The sequence below is a fragment of the Streptomyces sp. NPDC002446 genome (assembly GCF_053595675.1).
The window spans coordinates 54,293-73,966 of record NZ_JBSFYC010000025.1 but is presented as its reverse complement, the minus strand read 5'-3'; the positions used below and the strand labels follow the sequence as shown (position 1 = coordinate 73,966).

General features: G+C 72.4%; 15 protein-coding genes. 11 read left to right on the top strand and 4 right to left on the bottom strand.

The annotated features are described in order from the left end of the window. Positions 1 to 76: 76 nt before the first annotated feature. Positions 77 to 1,717, bottom strand: coding sequence for a PucR family transcriptional regulator (locus tag ACWD6P_RS16740; protein ID WP_451444829.1), 1,641 nt, complete (start codon positions 1,715 to 1,717; stop codon positions 77 to 79). Positions 1,718 to 1,792: 75 nt separating this feature from the next. Beyond that, positions 1,793 to 2,890 (bottom strand): LacI family DNA-binding transcriptional regulator, encoded by a 1,098-nt coding sequence (locus ACWD6P_RS16735; protein WP_451444828.1) that lies wholly within the window; start codon positions 2,888 to 2,890, stop codon positions 1,793 to 1,795. Between the two features lie 163 nt (positions 2,891 to 3,053). Here ACWD6P_RS16735 and ACWD6P_RS16730 point away from each other — a divergent pair, with 163 nt between their 5' ends. Together ACWD6P_RS16730 and ACWD6P_RS16725 are read left to right on the top strand one after the other, a co-directional pair. Beyond that, entirely contained in the window at positions 3,054 to 4,118 is a 1,065-nt protein-coding gene (locus tag ACWD6P_RS16730) for a glycoside hydrolase family 16 protein (protein WP_451444827.1), read from the top strand. Next, positions 4,115 to 5,302, top strand: a complete 1,188-nt coding sequence (locus ACWD6P_RS16725) for a beta-1,3-glucanase family protein (protein WP_451444826.1) — start codon at positions 4,115 to 4,117, stop codon at positions 5,300 to 5,302. Before ACWD6P_RS16730 ends, ACWD6P_RS16725 begins: the two co-directional genes overlap by 4 nt. Before the next feature lie 63 nt (positions 5,303 to 5,365). Here the strand turns inward: ACWD6P_RS16725 and ACWD6P_RS16720 are convergent, their stop codons facing one another. After that, on the bottom strand, positions 5,366 to 7,168 hold the full coding sequence (locus ACWD6P_RS16720; protein WP_451444852.1) for a glycoside hydrolase family 15 protein: 1,803 nt from the start codon (positions 7,166 to 7,168) through the stop codon (positions 5,366 to 5,368). A gap of 410 nt (positions 7,169 to 7,578) precedes the next feature. Here ACWD6P_RS16720 and ACWD6P_RS16715 point away from each other — a divergent pair, with 410 nt between their 5' ends. From ACWD6P_RS16715 to ACWD6P_RS16675, 9 genes are all read left to right on the top strand, one after another. Then, positions 7,579 to 9,234 (top strand): CTP synthase, encoded by a 1,656-nt coding sequence (locus tag ACWD6P_RS16715; protein WP_451444825.1) that lies wholly within the window; start codon positions 7,579 to 7,581, stop codon positions 9,232 to 9,234. A gap of 98 nt (positions 9,235 to 9,332) precedes the next feature. Further along, complete coding sequence (locus ACWD6P_RS16710) at positions 9,333 to 9,959, top strand: NUDIX domain-containing protein (protein WP_451444824.1); 627 nt, start codon at positions 9,333 to 9,335, stop codon at positions 9,957 to 9,959. A gap of 160 nt (positions 9,960 to 10,119) precedes the next feature. Beyond that, complete coding sequence (locus ACWD6P_RS16705) at positions 10,120 to 12,264, top strand: tetratricopeptide repeat protein (RefSeq protein ID WP_451444823.1); 2,145 nt, start codon at positions 10,120 to 10,122, stop codon at positions 12,262 to 12,264. 168 nt (positions 12,265 to 12,432) lie between these two features. Continuing rightward, the gene (gene ald / locus ACWD6P_RS16700; RefSeq protein ID WP_451444851.1) at positions 12,433 to 13,548 is read left to right on the top strand and encodes an alanine dehydrogenase; all 1,116 of its coding nucleotides are present in this window, start codon (positions 12,433 to 12,435) and stop codon (positions 13,546 to 13,548) included. A 489-nt stretch (positions 13,549 to 14,037) separates the two neighbouring features. Beyond that, on the top strand, positions 14,038 to 15,054 hold the full coding sequence (locus ACWD6P_RS16695; protein ID WP_393494890.1) for a ParA family protein: 1,017 nt from the start codon (positions 14,038 to 14,040) through the stop codon (positions 15,052 to 15,054). Next, the gene (locus tag ACWD6P_RS16690) at positions 15,051 to 15,698 is read left to right on the top strand and encodes a hypothetical protein (RefSeq protein WP_451444850.1); all 648 of its coding nucleotides are present in this window, start codon (positions 15,051 to 15,053) and stop codon (positions 15,696 to 15,698) included. The genes ACWD6P_RS16695 and ACWD6P_RS16690 overlap by 4 nt, the downstream gene beginning before the upstream one ends. Before the next feature lie 165 nt (positions 15,699 to 15,863). After that, on the top strand, positions 15,864 to 16,946 hold the full coding sequence (locus tag ACWD6P_RS16685; RefSeq protein ID WP_451444822.1) for a segregation/condensation protein A: 1,083 nt from the start codon (positions 15,864 to 15,866) through the stop codon (positions 16,944 to 16,946). Then, positions 16,943 to 17,644 (top strand): SMC-Scp complex subunit ScpB, encoded by a 702-nt coding sequence (gene scpB, locus ACWD6P_RS16680; protein ID WP_451444821.1) that lies wholly within the window; start codon positions 16,943 to 16,945, stop codon positions 17,642 to 17,644. The genes ACWD6P_RS16685 and scpB overlap by 4 nt, the downstream gene beginning before the upstream one ends. Then, positions 17,644 to 18,774, top strand: coding sequence for a pseudouridine synthase (locus ACWD6P_RS16675; protein WP_451444820.1), 1,131 nt, complete (start codon positions 17,644 to 17,646; stop codon positions 18,772 to 18,774). Before scpB ends, ACWD6P_RS16675 begins: the two co-directional genes overlap by 1 nt. A 120-nt stretch (positions 18,775 to 18,894) precedes the next feature. Here ACWD6P_RS16675 and ACWD6P_RS16670 read toward each other — a convergent pair whose 3' ends face one another. Then, on the bottom strand, positions 18,895 to 19,590 hold the full coding sequence (locus ACWD6P_RS16670) for a nucleotidyltransferase domain-containing protein (protein ID WP_451444819.1): 696 nt from the start codon (positions 19,588 to 19,590) through the stop codon (positions 18,895 to 18,897). Positions 19,591 to 19,674 lie beyond the last annotated feature (84 nt).

Genomic DNA, 19,674 nt, shown 5'->3' with positions numbered 1-19,674 from the left:
CCTCTGACCCGGGCCGAGCCCGCAGCCTGCCGCCTGACCGGCGCTGATCCCGTCCCCGGCGGCCGCCGCGCGCCCGCTACGGCCGGTCCGTATGGCGCCGGGCGCGCAGGGCCAGGCGCAGGCCCAGGACCGTCTGCGGGTCGTCCAGGTCCGTGCCCAGCAGCTGGGCGATGCGGGCCAGCCGGTCGTACAGGGTCTGGCGGTTGACGTTCAGGTCGCGGGCGGTCTCCGCCTTGCGGCCGGCACTGGCCAGATAGGCCTCCAGCGTGGGCAGCAACGGCTGACGGGCACCGCGGTCGTGGGCGAGCAGGGGGCCGATGGCGCGCTCCACGAAGTCGGTGAGCACACCCTGTTCACCGTGCTCGCGCATCCGCCACAGCAGCAGCTCGATGTCCAGCCGGCGCGCGTCGTACCAGGGCTGTTCCGGCAGGCCCTGGGCCGCTGCCGCCGCCTCCGCCGCATGCCGCAGACCGGGACCCGCCGCCGCCCAGTCGCCCGCCGAACCGACGACGACCACCGGGCGGTGCGCCGTCGGCCGGTCCAGGCCCGCGCGCACGACGCCGGCCCGCAGCGCCTCGGCGATCCGGTCGGCGAGCCTCTCGCGGTCCTGGCCGGCCCGCAGCGCCACGAGCATCGGGACCCTGCCCTCCACCGGACGTACGCCGAGGAGCACGGGCACCCCGGGGGCGGCGAGTTCCTCGCGCAGGGCCTGGGCGAGCAGGGCCCAGCCGGCGGGGGTGGGGAGACCGGCGGGCAGCCGCATGACGACCGGGAGCACCGGATCCGAGCCGGGGCGGAAACCCAGCAGCCGGGCCTGCGCGGGCGCCTCGGCCGCGGAGATCCGGCCCTCGGCCAGATCGGCGAGGAAATCGCCGCGGCCCCGGGCGGCGAGCACCTCCTCCTGACGGGACTGGAGCATGACGACGGCGAGCAGATCGGCGGCGCGCTCGGCGGCGATCCGGTGCACGGGCGCCACGGGGGCGTTGACGGGCAGCAGCACGAGGCGGGCGCGGACCGCGTCGGGGCCGTGGCCTCCCCACCCGGGGACGTCGATGCGTACGCCGGTGTCCCGCAGGCCCTCCCAGGCCAGCAGCGGGTCGGCGTCCGCGGGCCCGCCGCCCTCGGCGTCGCTCTCCGGGCCCGCCGCGTACAGCGGGCTGCCGTCGGGGGCCTCCAGACACAGCGGGTTGCCGGTGAAGACGGCCAGCAGCCGCAGCACCTCCGGGGCGCCGCCCCCGCGCAGCAGCACGTCCGTGCAGCGCCGCAGGATCTCGTCGGCGCGCCGCAGCAGCGCGTAGTGGCTGTTGATGATCTCGGTGTGGATCGCTTCGGTGACCGTGACGTACGGGACCTCGCGGTGCAGCTGGATCAGCGGCAGATCGCAGTCCCTTGCGGCGTCCACCAGCGCCGAGGGCAGTGATTCGAAGCGAGAGCCCAGCTCCACGACGAGAGCGGCGATCTCGCGGTCCGCGAGCTTACGGATGAAGGCCCGCTGCTCGGAGGGCCGGGCACCCAGCCCGAGGCCGGTGGTCAGCAGCAGTTCGCCGCCCTTGAGCAGCGAGGCGATATGCGGGACCTCGCCCGCGTGCACCCAGCGCACCGCGCGGTCCAGCCGGTCCCCGCCGGCCAGCACCTCCGGCAGCCCGCGCCGCAGCGCGGGCAGCTCCAGCGCCCTGCGTACCGTGATCTCGGCTTCGATCTGTGCTTCCGGCCCCATGACCAGGACGTTACCCGTAGTCCGGCACTCGCGGTCCGCCCTCCGGAGCCGGCGGCCCGGGGCACCGCTCCGCCCTCATGCCGACTCCCGCACCACCAGCCGCGCCCCCGTGATCACCGGCGCCAGCTCCGCCGTCCCGGCCCCCGCTCCCGTCCGCTCGCCCGCTGCTCCTCCCGCGGCCCCCGCGCTCCCCGCCCGCCGCGGATCCAGCAGCCGCAGCAGCAACCGGGCCATCAGCCGCCCCATCTCCTCCACGTCCTGGCGGACCGTGGTCAGCGGGGGATCCGCCCAGGCCGCCGGCTCCAGGTCGTCGTAGCCGACCACCGCCACATCGTCGGGGACCCGGCGCCCGCGCGCCCGCAGCGTGCGCAGGGCGCCGTTCGCCATCAGGTCCGAGCAGGCGAAGACGGCGTCCAAGTCCGGTGCGGCGTCGAGGAGTTGGGCCATGGCGAGCTCGCCGCCGCGCGCCGTGAACCCGCCGTTGGCGATCAGCCGGGCGTCCGGCTCCGCCGCGCCCAGCGCCTCGCGGTAGCCGTCGAGGCGGTCCAGCGCCGAGGTCTGGTCGAGCGGCCCGGTGATCACCGCTATCCGGCGCCGGCCGCGGCCGAGCAGATGGCGTACGGCCTGGCGGGCGCCGTCGCGGTTGTCGGTGTCGACGTACAGCGGCCGGGGCGCCCGGTCGGCGCCCGCCCAGCCGGGGCGGCCGCCGTAGACGGTGGGCAGCCCGGCACGCTCGGCCATGGCGGGCAGCGGGTCGTCCCGGTGCAGCGAGAACATCAGCGCGCCGTCGACATGGCCGGCCGACAGGTAGCGGCCGATGCGGTCGTAGTCGGCGCGGTGCTCGACGAACATCAGCAGGAGCTGGGTGTCGGCGGCGGCCAGTTCGCGGCTGATGCCGCGCAGCTGGCGGCCGAAGAAGGGGTCGCTGAAGACCCGGGTCTCCGGTTCCGCGATGACCACGGCGACCGCTCCGGTGCGGCGGGTGACCAGCGTGCGGGCCGCGCTGTTCGGTACGTAACCGAGCTCGCGCACCGCCTGCCGGACCCGCTCCCGGACCACCGCCCGTACGCCCGCCCCGCCGTTGACCACGCGGGACACCGTCGCGCGGGAGACCCCGGCGCGCGCCGCGACCGCCTCCAGCGTCGGCCGTGGGCCGTTCGGCTCAGACACCATCGAACTCCTTTTTCCACACGGTGACTTGACGGTGTGCCGTCGAGTCGGCAGGGTTCACTGCGGACGATATGAGAGCGCTCTCAGGCTGGATTCCCCCCACGGAACTCCTCCCTGCCCCCCATGGAACTCCTCACTACCCCCACTGCGCCGAGGAGAGAATGTCATGAGCATGAGAAAACCGTCCCGCAAAAGGGCCGGATTCCGGACGAGAGCGGTGCTCTTCGCCGCGAGCGCCGCACTCGTCAGCACCTGTGCCCTCTCCCTCCCACCGGCCTCCGCGGCAGCGGACGCGCCCACCGGAGCGAAGGCCCAAGCCACCCCCGCTCCCTTCGAGGAAGTCTGGCGTACGGACTTCGACGGCGCCGCCGGATCACGCCCGTCCGCCGACGACTGGATCACCGACACCGGTACCGGCTACCCGGGCGGCCCGGCCAACTGGGGCACCGGTGAGCGCCAGACCTACACCGACCGCCCCGAGAACCTTCAGCTCGACGGCGCCGGCCACCTCAGGATCACCGCGCTGAAGGACGGCGCCACCTGGACCTCGGGCCGCATCGAGTCCCGGCGCACCGACTTCGCCGCCCCGGCCGGCGGCAAGCTCCGGATCGAGGCGGGCATCCGGATGCCGGACGTCTCCGGCGACGGCGCGCTCGGCTACTGGCCGGCCTTCTGGACCCTGGGCGCCGAGTACCGCGGCAACTACGGGAACTGGCCGGGCATCGGCGAGTTCGACATCATGGAGAACGTCAACGGCGTCAACAAGGTCTGGGGCGTGCTGCACTGCGGCGTCAACCCCGGCGGGCCGTGCAACGAGACCCAGGGCAAGGGAAATTCCCGCGACTGCCCGGGAAGCACCTGCCAGGCCGGATTCCACACCTATGCGCTGGAGCTCGACCGCACCGACAGCGCCGCCGAGTCGCTGAACTGGTACGTCGACGGCCAGCGGTTCCACACCGTGAGCGCCTCCGAGACGGACGCCGACACCTGGGCGAAGGCCACCCACCACGGCCACTTCCTGCTGCTCAACCTCGCGATGGGCGGGGCGTTCCCGGACGGCGCCGCGGGCTTCGCCACCCCCACCGACGCCACCCGGCCCGGCGGCTCGCTGCTCGTCGACCATGTCGCCGTCTCCGTGCAGCGGCCCGCGACGGCCCGTACCGGCAACGGGACCGCCACCGGTCCGGCCCCCGCCGCCTCGCGCACCACCCCGCAAGGAGCCCTCTCATGATCACTCGCCGCAGCCTGCTCGGCGGCCTCGCCGCCGGCGCCGCCACCGCCTCCGGAGCCCTCCTGACCGGTCGCGCGATCGGCGCCCCCGGAGCGGCCCGCAACGCCTCACGGCACACACGGACGGCGGCTACGGTCCCCCTGAATATCCTCAACAACTCGGGGGACTACGCCAATTCCTCGGTCTGGGTCTACATCGTCGGCAACGACGGCACCCAGCAGGTGCATGTCACCCCGGACGGCGAGCTCAAGCCCGTCGCACTGGCCGACAACGGTCCGGACGGCTTCACCGACTACGCCATACCGCTCGCCGCGAGCGGCACCACGACCCTCCGGCTGCCCCGGATGTCCGGCCGGATCTACACCGCGCTCGGCGGCAAGCTCAGGTTCAAGGCCGTCGAGGACGGCAACGGCAAGGCCGCCCTCGCCTATCCGGCGGGCTGGGTCGCCGGCGACCCCAACTACGACGTGCTGCACGACTGCGCCGAGTTCACCCACAACTCCGGCGGAATGTTCTGCAACACCACCATGGTCGACATGTTCAGCGTCCCGCTCGCGATCAAGCTCTCCGGAGCCAAGGAGCAGACCACCGGCACACTCAAGGACGGCGCCCGCGCCACGATCTTCTCCGACGTCAAGGCCGCCGAGGGCTTCGACCGTCTGGTCATCGGCGACAAGCGGGTGATCGCCCCCGGCCACGGCCTGGACGGCGGACTGTTCGCCAAGGACTACCTCGCCCCGGCCATCGACGAGGCCTGGTCCGCCTACGAGGCCCAGGACCTGACCGTCACGACCGACGCGGGCACCTTCACCGGCCGGGTCAGCGGCGGCAAGCTCACCTTCAAGGGGCCCGGCACGGTCTCCTTCGACAAGCCGTCCACCCGCGACGTCCTCTTCTGCGACGGCACCCTCGCCGCCCCCAACGACGGCACCCTCGGACCGGTGGCCGCCGTCCTGGGCGCCGCCCTCAACCGCTCCACCCTCACCACCCAGGCCCACCAGCCCACCACCGACCCGGCGGACTTCTACCAGCAGCGGCTGACCAATCACTACGCCAGGGCCATGCACGCCGCGACCCGCGACGGCAAGGCCTACGGCTTCGCCTTCGACGACGTCGCCGGCTTCGCCTCCTACATCGAGGACAGCGCCCCGAAGGAGATCACCCTCACCCTGACCCCCTTCTGACTCACACACCGCGGCCGCCCCCGGAACCTGCCGGGGGCGGCCGCGACACGTCACATCGCCGGGCTAACCGCCGTAGGCGCCGCTCGCCGTCAGCCGCAGCGCAGTGTCGATCAGCGGAACGTGGCTGAACGCCTGCGGGAAGTTGCCCACCTGGCGCTTCGCCTTGGGGTCCCACTCCTCGGCCAGCAGGCCCAGGTCGTTGCGGAGCGAGAGCAGCTTCTCGAAGAGCTTGCGGGCCTCGTCCACCCGGCCGATCATCGCCAGGTCGTCGGCGAGCCAGAACGAGCAGGCCAGGAACGCGCCCTCGTCGCCCTCCAGACCGTCCACGCCGACGCCCTCGCCGGCCGTCGGATAGCGCAGTACGAAGCCGTCCTCGGTACCCAGCTCCCGCTGGATCGCCTCGATCGTGCCGATCACCCGCTTGTCGTCCGGGGGCAGGAAGCCCATCTGCGGGATCAGCAGCAGCGAGGCGTCCAGCTCCTGCGAGCCGTAGGACTGGGTGAAGGTGTTGCGCTCCTTGTCGTAACCCTTCTCGCAGACGTCCCGGTGGATCGTCTCGCGCAGGTCCCTCCAGCGCTCCAGCGGGCCGTCGACGTCCCCGGACTCGATCAGCTTGACCGTGCGGTCGACCGCGACCCAGGTCATGACCTTGGAGTGCACGAAGTGCCGCCGCGGGCCGCGGACCTCCCAGATGCCCTCGTCCGGCTCGTCCCAGTGCTTCTCCACCCACTGGATCAGCTTCAGCTGCAGCAGCGAGGCGTAGTCGTTACGGGCCAGCCCCGTCATGTGCGCCAGGTGCAGCGCCTCGGTGACCTCGCCGTAGACATCGAGCTGGAGCTGGCCGGCGGCACCGTTGCCGACCCGCACCGGGCGTGAATTCTCGTACCCCGGAAGCCAGTTGAGCTCGTTCTCGCCCAACTCCCGCTCACCGGCGATGCCGTACATGATCTGCAGGTTCTCCGGATCGCCGGCCACCGCCCGCAGCAGCCACTCCCGCCAGGCCCGCGCCTCTTCCCGGTAGCCGGTGCGCAGGAGGGAGGACAGGGTGATCGCCGCGTCCCGCAGCCAGGTGAAGCGGTAGTCCCAGTTGCGGACGCCGCCGATGCACTCCGGCAGCGAGGTCGTCGGCGCCGCCACGATCCCGCCGGTCGGCGCGTACGTCAGCGCCTTGAGCGTGATCAGCGAGCGCACCACCGCATCGCGGTAGGGGCCGTGGTACGTACAGTGCTCGACCCACTCGCGCCAGAACTCCTCGGTGGCCTCCAACGCCCCCTCCGGGTCGGCCACGGCCGGCGGCTGGTGGTGCGAGGGCTGCCAGCTGATCGTGAAGGCGATCCGCTCGCCCGGCGAGACGGTGAAGTCGGAGAAGGTGGTCAGATCCTTGCCGTACGTCTCGGCCTCGGTGTCCAGCCACACGGAGTCCGGGCCCGCGACCGCGACCGTACGGCCGTCGACCTTGTGCACCCACGGCACGACCCAGCCGTACGCGAACCGCATCCGCAGCTCCGAGCGCATCGGGACGCGCCCGCTGACGCCCTCCACGATGCGGATCACCTGCGGTGCGCCGTCGCGCGGCGGCATGAAGTCGATCACCCGGACGGTACCGCGCGGAGTGTCCCACTCGGATTCCAGTACGAGTGAATCGCCCCGATAGCGCCGGCGGTCCGCCGGCCGCGGTTCGGCGCCGTTGACCGGGCCGATCCGCCAGAAACCGTGCTCCTCTGTGCCCAGCAGCCCTGCGAAGACCGCCGGCGAGTCGAAGCGGGGCAGGCACAGCCAGTCGACCGTCCCGTCCCTGCACACTAGAGCGGCGGTTTGCATATCGCCGATAAGTGCGTAGTCCTCGATGCGCCCGGCCACGTGCATCTCCCGTCGAACTGGAGTCACGCCCCCCATGGGACGTTGTGAATCGGTCCGTCCTGCCCATGAAACGTCGCCGAGCAGCGGGACCGGAAATCGGGCGGGGGTGGTGCCTTCCCGGACGGCTCGTTGCGAGTGTCCGAGCAGGATACGACGCACGCGGGTTCTGCGCGCGACGCTCGCGAGGAGTGAGGTGCTCCGAACGGGTGGCCTCCGTCACGTGACACGGTCACATGAGACCCGTACGGGATTCCCGGTGCGTGGCCGGGCGCGACCATGGCTGGTCGCTGATAGCCTGGTACCCCGTGGACCGGTGGGCACGAGAACCCCCGAACCGCAGCGACGGCACCCCTGAAAACCGGGACGCGCCGACTCGCACCTCTCCACCTCGCGACCACGGGAGCTCCCTCTTGGCCATGCCGCCCAAATCTTCGACGACCAAGCACCTCTTCGTCACCGGGGGCGTCGCGTCCTCCCTCGGCAAGGGGCTCACCGCCTCCAGCCTGGGTGCTCTCCTGAAGGCGCGGGGCCTGCGGGTCACGATGCAGAAGCTCGACCCGTACCTGAACGTCGACCCCGGCACGATGAACCCGTTCCAGCACGGCGAGGTCTTCGTCACCAACGACGGTGCCGAGACCGACCTGGACATCGGCCACTACGAGCGGTTCCTCGACGTCGACCTCGACGGCAGTGCGAACGTCACCACCGGCCAGGTCTACAACACCGTGATCGCCAAGGAGCGCCGCGGTGAGTACCTCGGCGACACCGTGCAGGTCATCCCGCACATCACCAACGAGATCAAGCACCGCATCCGGCGGATGGCGACCGACGACGTCGACGTCGTGATCACCGAGGTCGGCGGCACGGTCGGCGACATCGAGTCGCTGCCGTTCCTGGAGACCGTCCGCCAGGTCCGCCACGAGGTCGGCCGGGACAACGTCTTCGTCGTGCACATCTCGCTGCTCCCCTACATCGGCCCGTCCGGTGAGCTGAAGACCAAGCCGACCCAGCACTCGGTCGCGGCGCTGCGCAACATCGGCATCCAGCCCGACGCGATCGTGCTGCGCGCCGACCGCGAGGTGCCCACCGCCATCAAGCGCAAGATCTCGCTGATGTGCGACGTGGACGAGGCCGCGGTGGTCGCCGCCATCGACGCCCCCTCGATCTACGACATCCCCAAGGTGCTGCACGCCGAGGGCCTGGACGCCTACGTCGTGCGCAAGCTGGACCTGCCGTTCCGCGATGTGGACTGGACCCAGTGGGCGGACCTGCTCGACCGCGTCCACAACCCCGACCACGAGGTCAAGGTCGCGCTGGTCGGCAAGTACATCGACCTGCCCGACGCCTACCTCTCGGTCACCGAGGCGCTGCGCGCCGGCGGCTTCGCGAACAAGGCCCGGGTCAAGGTCAAGTGGGTCGCCTCCGACGACTGCAAGACCCCCGCCGGCGCCGCAGCCCAGCTGTCCGACTGCGACGCGGTCTGCATCCCCGGCGGCTTCGGCGACCGCGGTGTGGACGGCAAGGTCGGCGCGATCACCTACGCCCGTGAGAACAAGGTCCCGCTGCTGGGCCTGTGCCTGGGCCTGCAGTGCGTGGTCATCGAGGCGGCCCGCAACCTGGCCGGTATCGAGGGCGCCAACTCCACCGAGTTCGACCCGGCGGCCGCCCACCCGGTCATCTCCACGATGGCCGAGCAGATGGACATCGTCGCAGGTGAGGGCGATATGGGCGGCACGATGCGGCTCGGAATGTACCCGGCCAAGCTCGCCGAGGGCTCGATCGTGCGCGAGGTCTACGACGGCCAGGCGTACGTCGAGGAGCGCCACCGCCACCGCTACGAGGTCAACAACGCCTACCGCGGTGAGCTGGAGAAGAAGGCCGGGCTGCAGTTCTCCGGCACGTCGCCGGACAACAAGCTGGTCGAGTACGTCGAGTACCCGCGCGAGACGCACCCCTACCTGGTCGCCACCCAGGCGCACCCGGAGCTGCGCTCCCGCCCGACCCGCCCGCACCCGCTCTTCGCCGGGCTGGTGAAGGCCGCGGTCGCGCGCAAGAAGGGCGCCGCGAAGTAGGCGGTGCCGCGACGGATACGGTTGCCGGGGTACGGCCTCCTTAACCGGAGGTCGTGCCCCGGTTTCCGCGTTGGCCGATGCACACAGGAGGACCCGCCATGGCGATCAAGGACACCCCGGAGGAGTGGACGGTCACCGCGACCACGACGCCGTTCACCGGGAACAAGACCAGTGTGCGCACCGACGAGGTCGTGATGCCGGACGGCTCCAAGGTCACCCGCGACTACCAGGTCCACCCCGGTTCCGTGGCCGTCCTCGCCCTCGACGACGAGGGCCGGGTGCTGGTGCTGCGCCAGTACCGTCACCCCGTACGCCAGCGGCTGTGGGAGATCCCCGCCGGGCTGCTGGACGTGCCCGGTGAGAACCCGCTGCACGCCGCGCAGCGCGAGCTGTACGAGGAGGCGCACGTCAAGGCCGAGGACTGGCGGGTGCTGACCGATGTCTACACCACGCCCGGCGGCTGCGACGAGGCGGTGCGGATCTTCCTGGCCCGCGATCTGTCCGAGGCCGAGGGCGAGCGGTTCGAGGTCTCCGAGGAGGAGGCCGACATGGAGCTGGCGCGGGTGCCGCAGGACGAGCTGGTGCGCGGGGCGCTCGCCGGCGAGCTGCACAACAACTGCCTCGTGGTGGGCGTGCTGGCGCTCACCGCCGCCCAGGGCGGCGCGGGCCTGGACGCGCTGCGGCCGGCCGATGCGCCGTGGCCGGCCCGCCCCTTCGAGGTCTGAGCGCCACGCCGCGCGTCCCGGTCGGATGATCGGCCGATCCGATCGAGTGACCCAACCGCCGTGCTCCGCACCGCCCGTGACGGGCCGTGAACTACGCTCGGCAGCGACCCCGTCCGCACTCGCGGCGGGCTCGTACGCGCAGGTGGACGGAGCGTGACCGGTGACGGATCAGGCGGTGGGCGGGGGGCACCTCCCGCCGGAGACGGTGCAGGCGCCGCCCGCGGCGGCCCCCGGCGGGCGGCAGCCGGGCCCCCGCGAGGACGGCGCCGCCGCCCGCCCCGCCGTCCCGGCACCCCCCTCCGCGCCGTCCGCCGCCACGTTCGCCGGCCGCCGACGCGAGCTCGCCGCGCTGCGCGCCGACATCGCCCGCGCCGGCCTGGACACCCTCTCCGGCCGCAAGGGCGCCCGCAGCCGGGTGCTGCTGATCGCCGGACGCCCCGGATCCGGCCGTACGGCGCTGGCCGAGGAGCTGCTGCGCGAGCTGGCCGGCGACTACCCCGACGGGGTGCTGCGGGCCACCCTGGCCCGGCCGGGCGGTGAGCCGGCCGACACCGCCCGCACCGCCCGCGACCTGCTGGCCGCCCTGGGCGAGGACGCACCTCCGGGGGCCGCCGAGGACGAGCTGACCGAGCGTGTGCGCGGCGCGCTCACCGGGCGCCGCGCGCTGCTCTTCCTGGACGACGCCCCTGGCGCCGACGAGGTCGAGCCGCTGCTGCCGGACGCCCCGGACTGCCTGGTCGTGGTGGTCTCCCAGGGGCCGCTGACCGGCATCCCGGACGTCCGGCCGTGCGCCCTGGGCGGTCTGGACGGTGCGGCCTGCGTCGAGATCCTCGGCCGCTACGCCGGGCCGACCCGGATCACCGTCGATCCGCGGACCGCCGACAGCGTCGCCGAGGCGTGCGGCGGCCAGCCCGCCGCGCTGGTGCTGGCCGGCGCCTGGCTCGCCGCCCGCCCCAAGTCCTCGGTCGCCGATCTGCTGCAGGCGCTGCGGGGCGTCCCGCTGCCCGAGGACCTGCCCAGCGGCGCCCGCCCGCTGTACCGCGCCTTCCACCTCGCCTACGCGGCGCTGCCGCCGCCCGCCGCCCGGATACTGCGGCTGATCACCCTCGCACCGGCCGGCCTCGTGGACGCGCAGATCGCCTCCGCGCTGGCCGGCTGCTCGATGTCCGCGGCCGCCACCGCGCTGGGCGACCTCACCGCGCTCGGCCTGCTGCGGGCCCTCGCCGCCGGGGACGACGCGGTCCCCGGCGCCCGTACGCCGGACGCCGCGCCGCATCCGCAGTACCGCCTCCCCGGCTGCCTCGACCCGCTGGTGCGCGCGCTGCTCGGGGAGCACGAGCGGCCGGCCGACGTCCAGCTGGCCCGCGCCCGGATGCTGGAGCGGACGGTACGGCTGCTGCAGTCGTGCCGGGCCATGGGCGAGCCGGCCGACTCGCCCGCCCGCCAGAAGGTCGCCGGGCTGCCCCGCTCGCTGCGCTTCAGCTCCCGGGCCGCCGCCGCGCACTGGCTGCGCAGCCGTCGCGGCGCGCTGTTCGACGCCGCCCGGATCGCCGTCGCGGACGGTGAACTCGACACCCTGGACCGGCGGTTGATGGCCGCGCTGACCCGGGCGCTGCTCACCCACCGGGGCGCCGAGGCCGCGGCGCCCGACCTCTATACGCTCTACGGCCTCCTGCTCCAGGTCGCCGAGCGGCGCGGCCTGGCGCGCGAGCAGGCCGCCGCTCTGCTGAACCTCGCGGACCTGGACGGCCAGGCGGGGCGGACCGCTCAGGCGGCCACCCGCTATCGGGGCGCGCTGGAGGCGGCCCGTTCGGTGAAGGACCCGGTGGCCACCGTGCGGGCACTGGAGTCGCTGGGCGCCACGTACACCGAGCTGGGCGACTGGCAGCGGGCCGCCGACTGGTACGGGCGGGCGCTGGAGCTGCGGCTGGCCCGGGGCGAGGCGGCCGACGCGGCGCGGCTGCACGGCCGGATCGGCGGCGCGCACGGCTGCGCGGGGCGGTGGGGCGAGGCGCTCAAGGAGTGGCGGGCGGCCGCCAGGACGTATCGCCGGCTCGGCGAGGCGTCAGGCCAGGCGCGGGCGATGGGGGAGATGGCGCGGGTCCAGGAGTCCGCGGGGCGGCCCGAGGAGGCGCTGCGGACCTGCCTGGAGGCCCTCGAAACGGCCCGGAAAGCGGGCGACGGACGGCTGGAGGCGGCGCTCCAGCTGCGGATTGCGGACACCCTCGAACGGCTCGGCGACCCGGCCGCGGCACGGCTCCACCGGGCCGTGGGGGAGCGCATCCTCGAAGATCATCCCGAGTGACCTGCGAAATCGGTAGTGCGTCTGGCAGAAATTAATGCTTTGCAAGGCTAGACAAGAAGAGCTCCTTCAATAGACTGGCTGGGCCGCGTACGGCGCGGTCAGTTCCGTCATGCATCGCATGAGGGGATAATTCCTCCTGCACCCTCTCATTCAAGGACCGTGATCGACGTGAAGGTCGGCATCCCCCGCGAGGTCAAGAACAACGAGTTCCGCGTGGCCATCACGCCCGCCGGAGTCAACGAACTCGTCCGCCACGGCCACCAGGTCTTCGTCGAGAAGGACGCCGGTCTCGGCTCGTCCATCACGAACGAGGAGTACGTCTCCGCCGGCGCCGCCATCCTGGACACCGCCGACGAGGTCTGGGGCACCGCTGACCTGCTGCTGAAGGTCAAGGAGCCGATCGCGGAGGAGTACCACCGCCTCCGCAAGGACCAGACGCTCTTCACCTACCTGCACCTGGCCGCCTCCAAGGAGTGCACGGACGCCCTGCTGGAGTCCGGCACCACCGCCATCGCCTACGAGACCGTCGAGACGGCCGGCCGGGCGCTGCCGCTGCTCGCCCCGATGTCCGAGGTCGCGGGCCGGATCGCCCCGCAGGTCGGCGCGTACCACCTGATGCGCCAGGCCGGCGGCCGCGGTGTGCTGCCCGGTGGTGTCCCCGGTGTCGCCGCGGGCAAGGCCGTCGTCATCGGCGGTGGCGTCTCCGGCTGGAACGCCGTGCAGATCGCCGTGGGCCTCGGCTTCCACGTCACCCTGCTCGACAAGGACATCAACAAGCTCCGCGAGGCCGACAAGATCTTCGGCACCAAGGTGCAGACGATCGTCTCCAACGCCTACGAGCTGGAGAAGGCCGTCGTCGAGGCCGACCTCGTCGTCGGTGCCGTCCTGATCCCGGGCGCCAAGGCCCCCAAGCTGGTCACCAACGAGCTCGTCGCCAAGATGAAGCCCGGAAGTGTCCTTGTCGACATCGCCATCGACCAGGGCGGCTGCTTCGAGGACTCCCGTCCCACCACGCACGCCGAGCCGACCTTCGACGTCCACAACTCGGTCTTCTACTGCGTCGCCAACATGCCCGGCGCGGTGCCGAACACCTCCACCTACGCCCTCACCAACGCCACGCTGCCCTACATCGTGGAGCTGGCGAACCGCGGCTGGGTCGAGGCGCTGCGCCGTGACCCGGCGCTGGCCAAGGGTCTCAACACCCACGACGGCAAGGTCGTCTACCAGTCCGTCGCCGAGGCCCACGGCCTCGAGCACGTCGAACTGCGCACCCTCCTCGGCTGACGCGTCAACGAAGCGTGTCAACGCTGCACATCCGGCCGGGCCTTGGCAACAGGGCCCGGCCGGCCGCATATGCGGCCCGCGGCGTGCGCCGTTCCGGAACGTCGTCTCTCAACTCGCCGTGAACGTAACCCTTTAACCGATTCGCGTACGCCCGAAACATCGGTCCGATACCGCTTGCGCCCTTGACATCCGGGGGTCCGGTTACCGACACATCGTGCCGGGTCCGGCGGATTGTGTTGCTGCGGACGCCCGACACGCCATAGAGTCGCCAACCGTCGGCATGGTGCCACGCTGACCTATCGATAAAGTTTCCTGGTCACGTCCAAGGAGGTAAGACGACTTGTGAATGAGTCGACATTTACTCCCGGAGGCGGTCACCCAGGAGCGGTTGCACGGGGCCAGGGTCCCTCGGGGCTCGAGGCTGTCGGCTCCGTAGCGGTCCACACCTTCGCAGCCCACCAGAGCATTTCCACGACAGCCCACCAGAGTATGGACGGCCATCACGTGAACGCCATGGCCGGCGACCGGGGCAGTGGAGAACCCGCCCGTCTCGCCGACTACGACGACCTGCCCGAGGGGCACTTCTACGATCCGGACGCGGAGTACGAGCCGGACCCCGAATACGCCGCGACGCTCGCGCCGGACGCCGCGCGCCAGCGCCGCGAACGCGTCGGCCCGACCGGACGCCCGCTCCCTTACTTCCCCATTCCCGGCCCGCTCTCGGAGCACGGCCCGGCGAAGATCATCGCGATGTGCAACCAGAAGGGCGGGGTCGGCAAGACCACCTCGACCATCAACCTGGGTGCCGCACTCGCCGAATACGGACGACGGGTCCTGCTCGTCGACTTCGACCCGCAGGGCGCCCTGTCGGTCGGACTCGGCGTCAACCCGATGGAGCTCGACCTGACGGTCTACAACCTGCTCATGGAGCGGGGCATGTCGGCCGACGAGGTACTCCTGAAGACCGCGGTCCCCAACATGGACCTGCTGCCCAGCAATATCGATTTGTCAGCGGCAGAGGTGCAGTTGGTCAGCGAGGTCGCGCGCGAGTCGACCCTGCAGCGCGCCCTGAAGCCGCTGCTGGCCGACTACGACTACATCGTCATCGACTGCCAGCCCTCCCTCGGTCTGCTCACCGTGAACGCCCTGACGGCGGCTCACAAGGTCATCGTGCCGCTGGAGTGCGAGTTCTTCGCGCTGCGCGGTGTCGCGCTGCTCACCGAGACGATCGAGAAGGTCCAGGAGCGGCTCAACCCCGAGCTGGAGCTGGACGGCATCCTGGCGACGATGTACGACTCCCGTACGGTGCACAGCCGTGAGGTGCTGGCGCGCGTCGTCGAGGCCTTCGACGACCACGTCTACCACACCGTCATCGGCCGTACGGTCCGCTTCCCCGAGACCACCGTCGCGGGCGAGCCGATCACCACGTACGCCTCCAACTCCGTCGGTGCCGCCGCCTATCGTCAGCTCGCCAGGGAGGTGCTCGCCCGGTGTCACGCCGAGTGAGTCTGCCGGGAGCCGACGAACTCTTCCGCACCACCGGGGGAGTGGGGCTGCAGCCCTCCAGCCCCCGTCGCACGGCGAACGGCTCGTCGGCCGCGGCCAACGGCGAGGGGCCCCGGGTGCCCGCGCCGGGTGGCGAGCCCGAGCCGGCAGCGGATACGCCGGAGGCGGCCACCGCCGCCCGCCGGCGGCGGTCCGGAAAGGGCGGCTCGGACACCCCGGCGACGGCCGAGGACGGCGGACCGGCCAACCCGCCCCGGGTGCCCGCGGTCGCGCCGCCGGCCGAGCACGGCGGCCGCGAGACGGACGGCGACGGCGCCAAGGGCCACCGCGCCCAGGCGGGCCAGTCCGGTCCGGACGCCGCGGCGGCCGCCGTACAGGCCGGTGGCCAGGGCCGCCGTCGCGGAGGCGGCCGCGGCGCCAACCGCCGCCCCAGCGGCCGGGAACGGCACGACGAGAAGATCACCGTCTATGTCTCCGCCGAGGAGCTCATGGACCTGGAGCACGCGCGCCTGGTGCTGCGCGGCGAACACGGCCTGGCCGTCGACCGCGGCCGGATCGTCCGCGAGGCGGTCGCCGTCGTCCTCGCCGACCTGGAGTCGCGGGGCGACGCCAGCATCCTCGTACGGCGGCTGCGCGGGCGCTGAGGCCCGGTGCCCGGCGGCGGCCGCCCCCGGTGCTGAAACGTCTCGCCGGGCGGAGTCCGGCCGCGTCGGGACCGGTCGGCGGCCCTCTCGCGGGTGAGGCGGGATAGCCTGCCTTCTCCGCGGGTTCTCCCGCCCGTGACCAGCCCCGCAGCACCATGGACCGCGATGCCGACGACCAACGACGATGCCCCCGCGCCCCGCGCCCGTAGACGACTCGGGCGCGGGCCGGGTGCGGATCCGGTGGCGGCGGATCCGGTGGAGGCGGCGGATCCGGTAGCGGCGGGCCCTGTGGAGGCACCGGCACCGGACGAGGCGCCCGTGGCGGACGAGACGCCGGTGGTGCCCGAGGCGGACGGCGAGCCCCCGGTGGCGGCCGATTCCGGCGAGGCTCGCCCCGCTTCCCCTGAGGGCGGCGACGGAACGTTCACCCTGCGTCTGGACAACTTCGAGGGCCCCTTCGACCTCCTCCTCCAGCTGATCTCCAAGCACAAGCTGGACGTCACCGAGGTCGCGCTGTCCAAGGTGACCGACGAGTTCATGGCGCACATCCGGGCCATGGGGCCGGACTGGGACCTGGACCAGACCACCGAGTTCCTGGTCGTCGCGGCGACGCTGCTGGACCTGAAGGCCGCCCGGCTGCTGCCCGCGGCAGAGGTGGAGGACGAGGCGGACCTCGCGCTCCTGGAGGCCCGCGATCTGCTCTTCGCCCGGCTGCTGCAGTACCGCGCGTACAAGCGCATCGCGGACATCTTCAGCGGCCGGCTGGCGGACGAGGCACGGCGCCACCCCCGTACCGTCGGGCTGGAGCCGCACCACGCCGAGCTGCTGCCCGAGGTCGTCATCAGCATCGGGGCCGAGGGCTTCGCCCGGCTCGCGGTCAAGGCGATGCAGCCCAAGGCCAAGCCGCAGGTCTACGTCGATCACATCCACGCCCCGCTGGTGAGCGTCCGGGAGCAGGCCGAGGTGGTGATGGCGCGGCTGCGGGAGGCGGGCGAGATCTGCTTCCAGGAGCTGGTCGCCGACGCACCGGACACCCTCACCGTCGTGGCGCGCTTCCTGGCCCTGCTGGAGCTCTACCGGGAGCGTGTGGTGATGCTGGACCAGGAGGAGGCTCTGGGGGCGCTGACGGTCCGCTGGACGGCCGCGGAGGGGGCCGTGCCGGTGGTCACGGACGAGTTCGACCAGGAACCGGGGCGGCGTGCCGCCGAGGCGGAGCAGAGCGAGCGAGCGGAAGAGGAGCGGGCATGAACGGCGCGGCCGGCGGTGAGGCGTACGACATCACGGAGGCCGGCGCGGACGGCGGTGGCCCCGGAGCGGGCCCCGAGGCGCCCGCAGGCGCGCTGGGCGTCGCCGAGCTGGAGCTGAAGCCCGCGCTGGAGGCCGTCCTGATGGTCGTCGACGAGCCGGCGACCGAGGAACACCTGGCCAGGGTGCTGCAGCGGCCCCGGCGGGCGGTCGCGCTCGCGCTGCGCGAGCTGTCCGACGACTACACCCGCCAGGGCCGTGGTTTCGATCTCCGTCTGGTGGCCGGCGGCTGGCGTTTCTCCTCCCGCGCCGAGTACGCGGACGCGGTGGAGGGCTTCGTCCTGGACGGCCAGCAGGCCCGGCTCACCCAGGCCGCATTGGAGACTCTGGCCGTGGTCGCGTACCGTCAGCCGGTCAGCCGTTCCCGTGTCTCGGCCGTTCGCGGTGTGAACTGTGACGGCGTGATGCGCACGCTCCTCCAGCGCGGTCTGGTGGAGGAGGCGGGAACGGAACCTGAAACAGGTGCGATCCTGTACAGGACGACGAATTACTTTCTGGAGCGGATGGGCCTGCGCGGCCTGGACGAGCTCCCTGAGCTCGCACCGTTCCTCCCGGAGGCGGAAGCGGTCGAGGGCGACTCCGCGGAAGGTATCCCGTCGTTCGACGTAGACGACAGCGGCGACTCTCAGACGGATCATTGATGCGAAGCAGCGGCAGGAACAACAGGGACAGCGGGCGGGGCAACTTCCGCGGGGCTGGCAACAAGAGGGACGACAAGCAGCAGCGCGCCGGCCGCCCCCGTCCTGAGGAGCGCCGCTACGACGTGGGCGGATCCGGCGGCGGCGGTTCCCAGGACCGCAAGGACGAGCGCGGCGGCGGCGCCAAGAGCGGCGGCAGCCGGGGCGCGGCGGCCCGCGGCGGTGCCAAGGGCGGTCCCCGTACGGGTGCCGGCTCCAAGGCGCCCCGGACCGGTGGCAAGGGCGGCGGTCCGCAGCGCGGCCGCGGCCAGGCACCCGCGCGTCCGCGTGAGTACGACGCCCAGGTCGAGGAGCGCAACCGCGCCCGGCACAGCAAGCCGCAGGTCAAGACCCCCAAGACGTTCGGGGATCAAGAGGGCGAGCGGCTGCAGAAGGTGCTGGCCAGGGCCGGTATGGGCTCGCGGCGGGCCTGCGAGGAGCTGATCGACCAGGCGCGTGTCGAGGTCAACGGCCGGATCGTCATGGAGCAGGGCGTCCGGGTCGACCCCGAGAAGGACGAGATCAAGGTCGACGGCCTGACGGTCGCCACCCAGTCGTACCTCTTCTTCGCGCTGAACAAGCCGGCCGGGGTCGTCTCCACGATGGAGGACCCGGACGGCCGCCAGTGCCTGGGCGACTACGTCACCAACCGCGAGACGCGGCTGTTCCACGTGGGCCGGCTGGACACCGAGACCGAGGGCATCATTCTGCTCACCAACCACGGCGAGCTGGCGCACCGGCTGACGCACCCGCGCTACGGCGTCAAGAAGACCTACCTGGCCGCCATCCAGGGCCCGCTCCCGCGCGACCTGGGCAAGCGGCTCAAGGACGGCATCCAGCTGGAGGACGGCTACGCCCGTGCCGACCACTTCCGGGTGGTCGAGAACACCGGCAAGAACTACCTCGTCGAGGTGAGCCTCCACGAGGGGCGCAAGCACATCGTGCGCCGGATGCTCGCGGAGGCCGGCTTCCCGGTCGACAAGCTGGTGCGGACGGCCTTCGGCCCGATCGCGCTGGGCGACCAGAAGTCGGGCTGGCTGCGCCGGATGACCAACACCGAGGTCGGCATGCTGATGCGCGAGGTGGAGCTGTAGCAGGGAGCTGTAGCAGGGAGCTGTAGCAGGGTCCCCACTACACCCGCCCACCCCCCGAAGGGGGGTGGGCGGCGGGGAAAAAATGGAGGAAAGCGGCGCGCATGGAGGAAAGCGGCGCGCTCAGCCCAGCGCCGACGCGCGCCGCGCCCGGAACAGGAAGTCCGCCACCCGGGCCCGGTCCGGCTCGGCCGGCAGCGGCGAGCCGGACACCGCCGCCCCGGCCTCCTCGGACAACCGCACCATCCGCCGCTCGACCACGTCCCAGGCCACCTCGCCGCGCCGGACCGCCAGCAGCTCCTCCCGGTCGTCGCCGACGTCCAGCGTCAGGACGCCCGTACGGAGCAGATCGCGCGAGGTCGCCAGCAGGCGCAGCAGATGCATGGCGTGCTTCCAGCGGGGCGCGCCGCGCTGCCGCAGATCGGCCCGCAGCTGCTTGAGCTGCCCGGTGGCGTAGCCCGCGAAGGTGCGGTGCACCTGGCGGGACAGGAACGCCCCGCGCAGCGCGATCAGCTCCCGGCCGGTGGCGTCGACCCGCTCGACGAGCGGGGAGTGCAGGCACTCCAGGACGGTGGGGTTGGCCCGCAGCGCCAGCTGGCAGAAGCGCTCCAGCTCCCAGGAGAACTCCTCCTCGCGCGGTCCCTCCACATGGGTCGGCGGCTTCTCGAAGCCCCAGAAGAGCCGGGTCGGTGCGAGGTACACCCCGCGCCGGTCGGTGTCGCTGCTCGCGGTCGCCAGCCCGAAGGCGCGCGAGCCCATCACACATCCGTAGACGGTGTGCTCGGCGACCAGCGAGTGGCCGGTGGTGGCTGCGGACATGGCGGCGATTGTGGCTGGCGGGACGGGCGCGTGTCACCAGGTTTGCGCGCCGGGCGGCGACCGGCCGCGCACGCGATGTCAGTG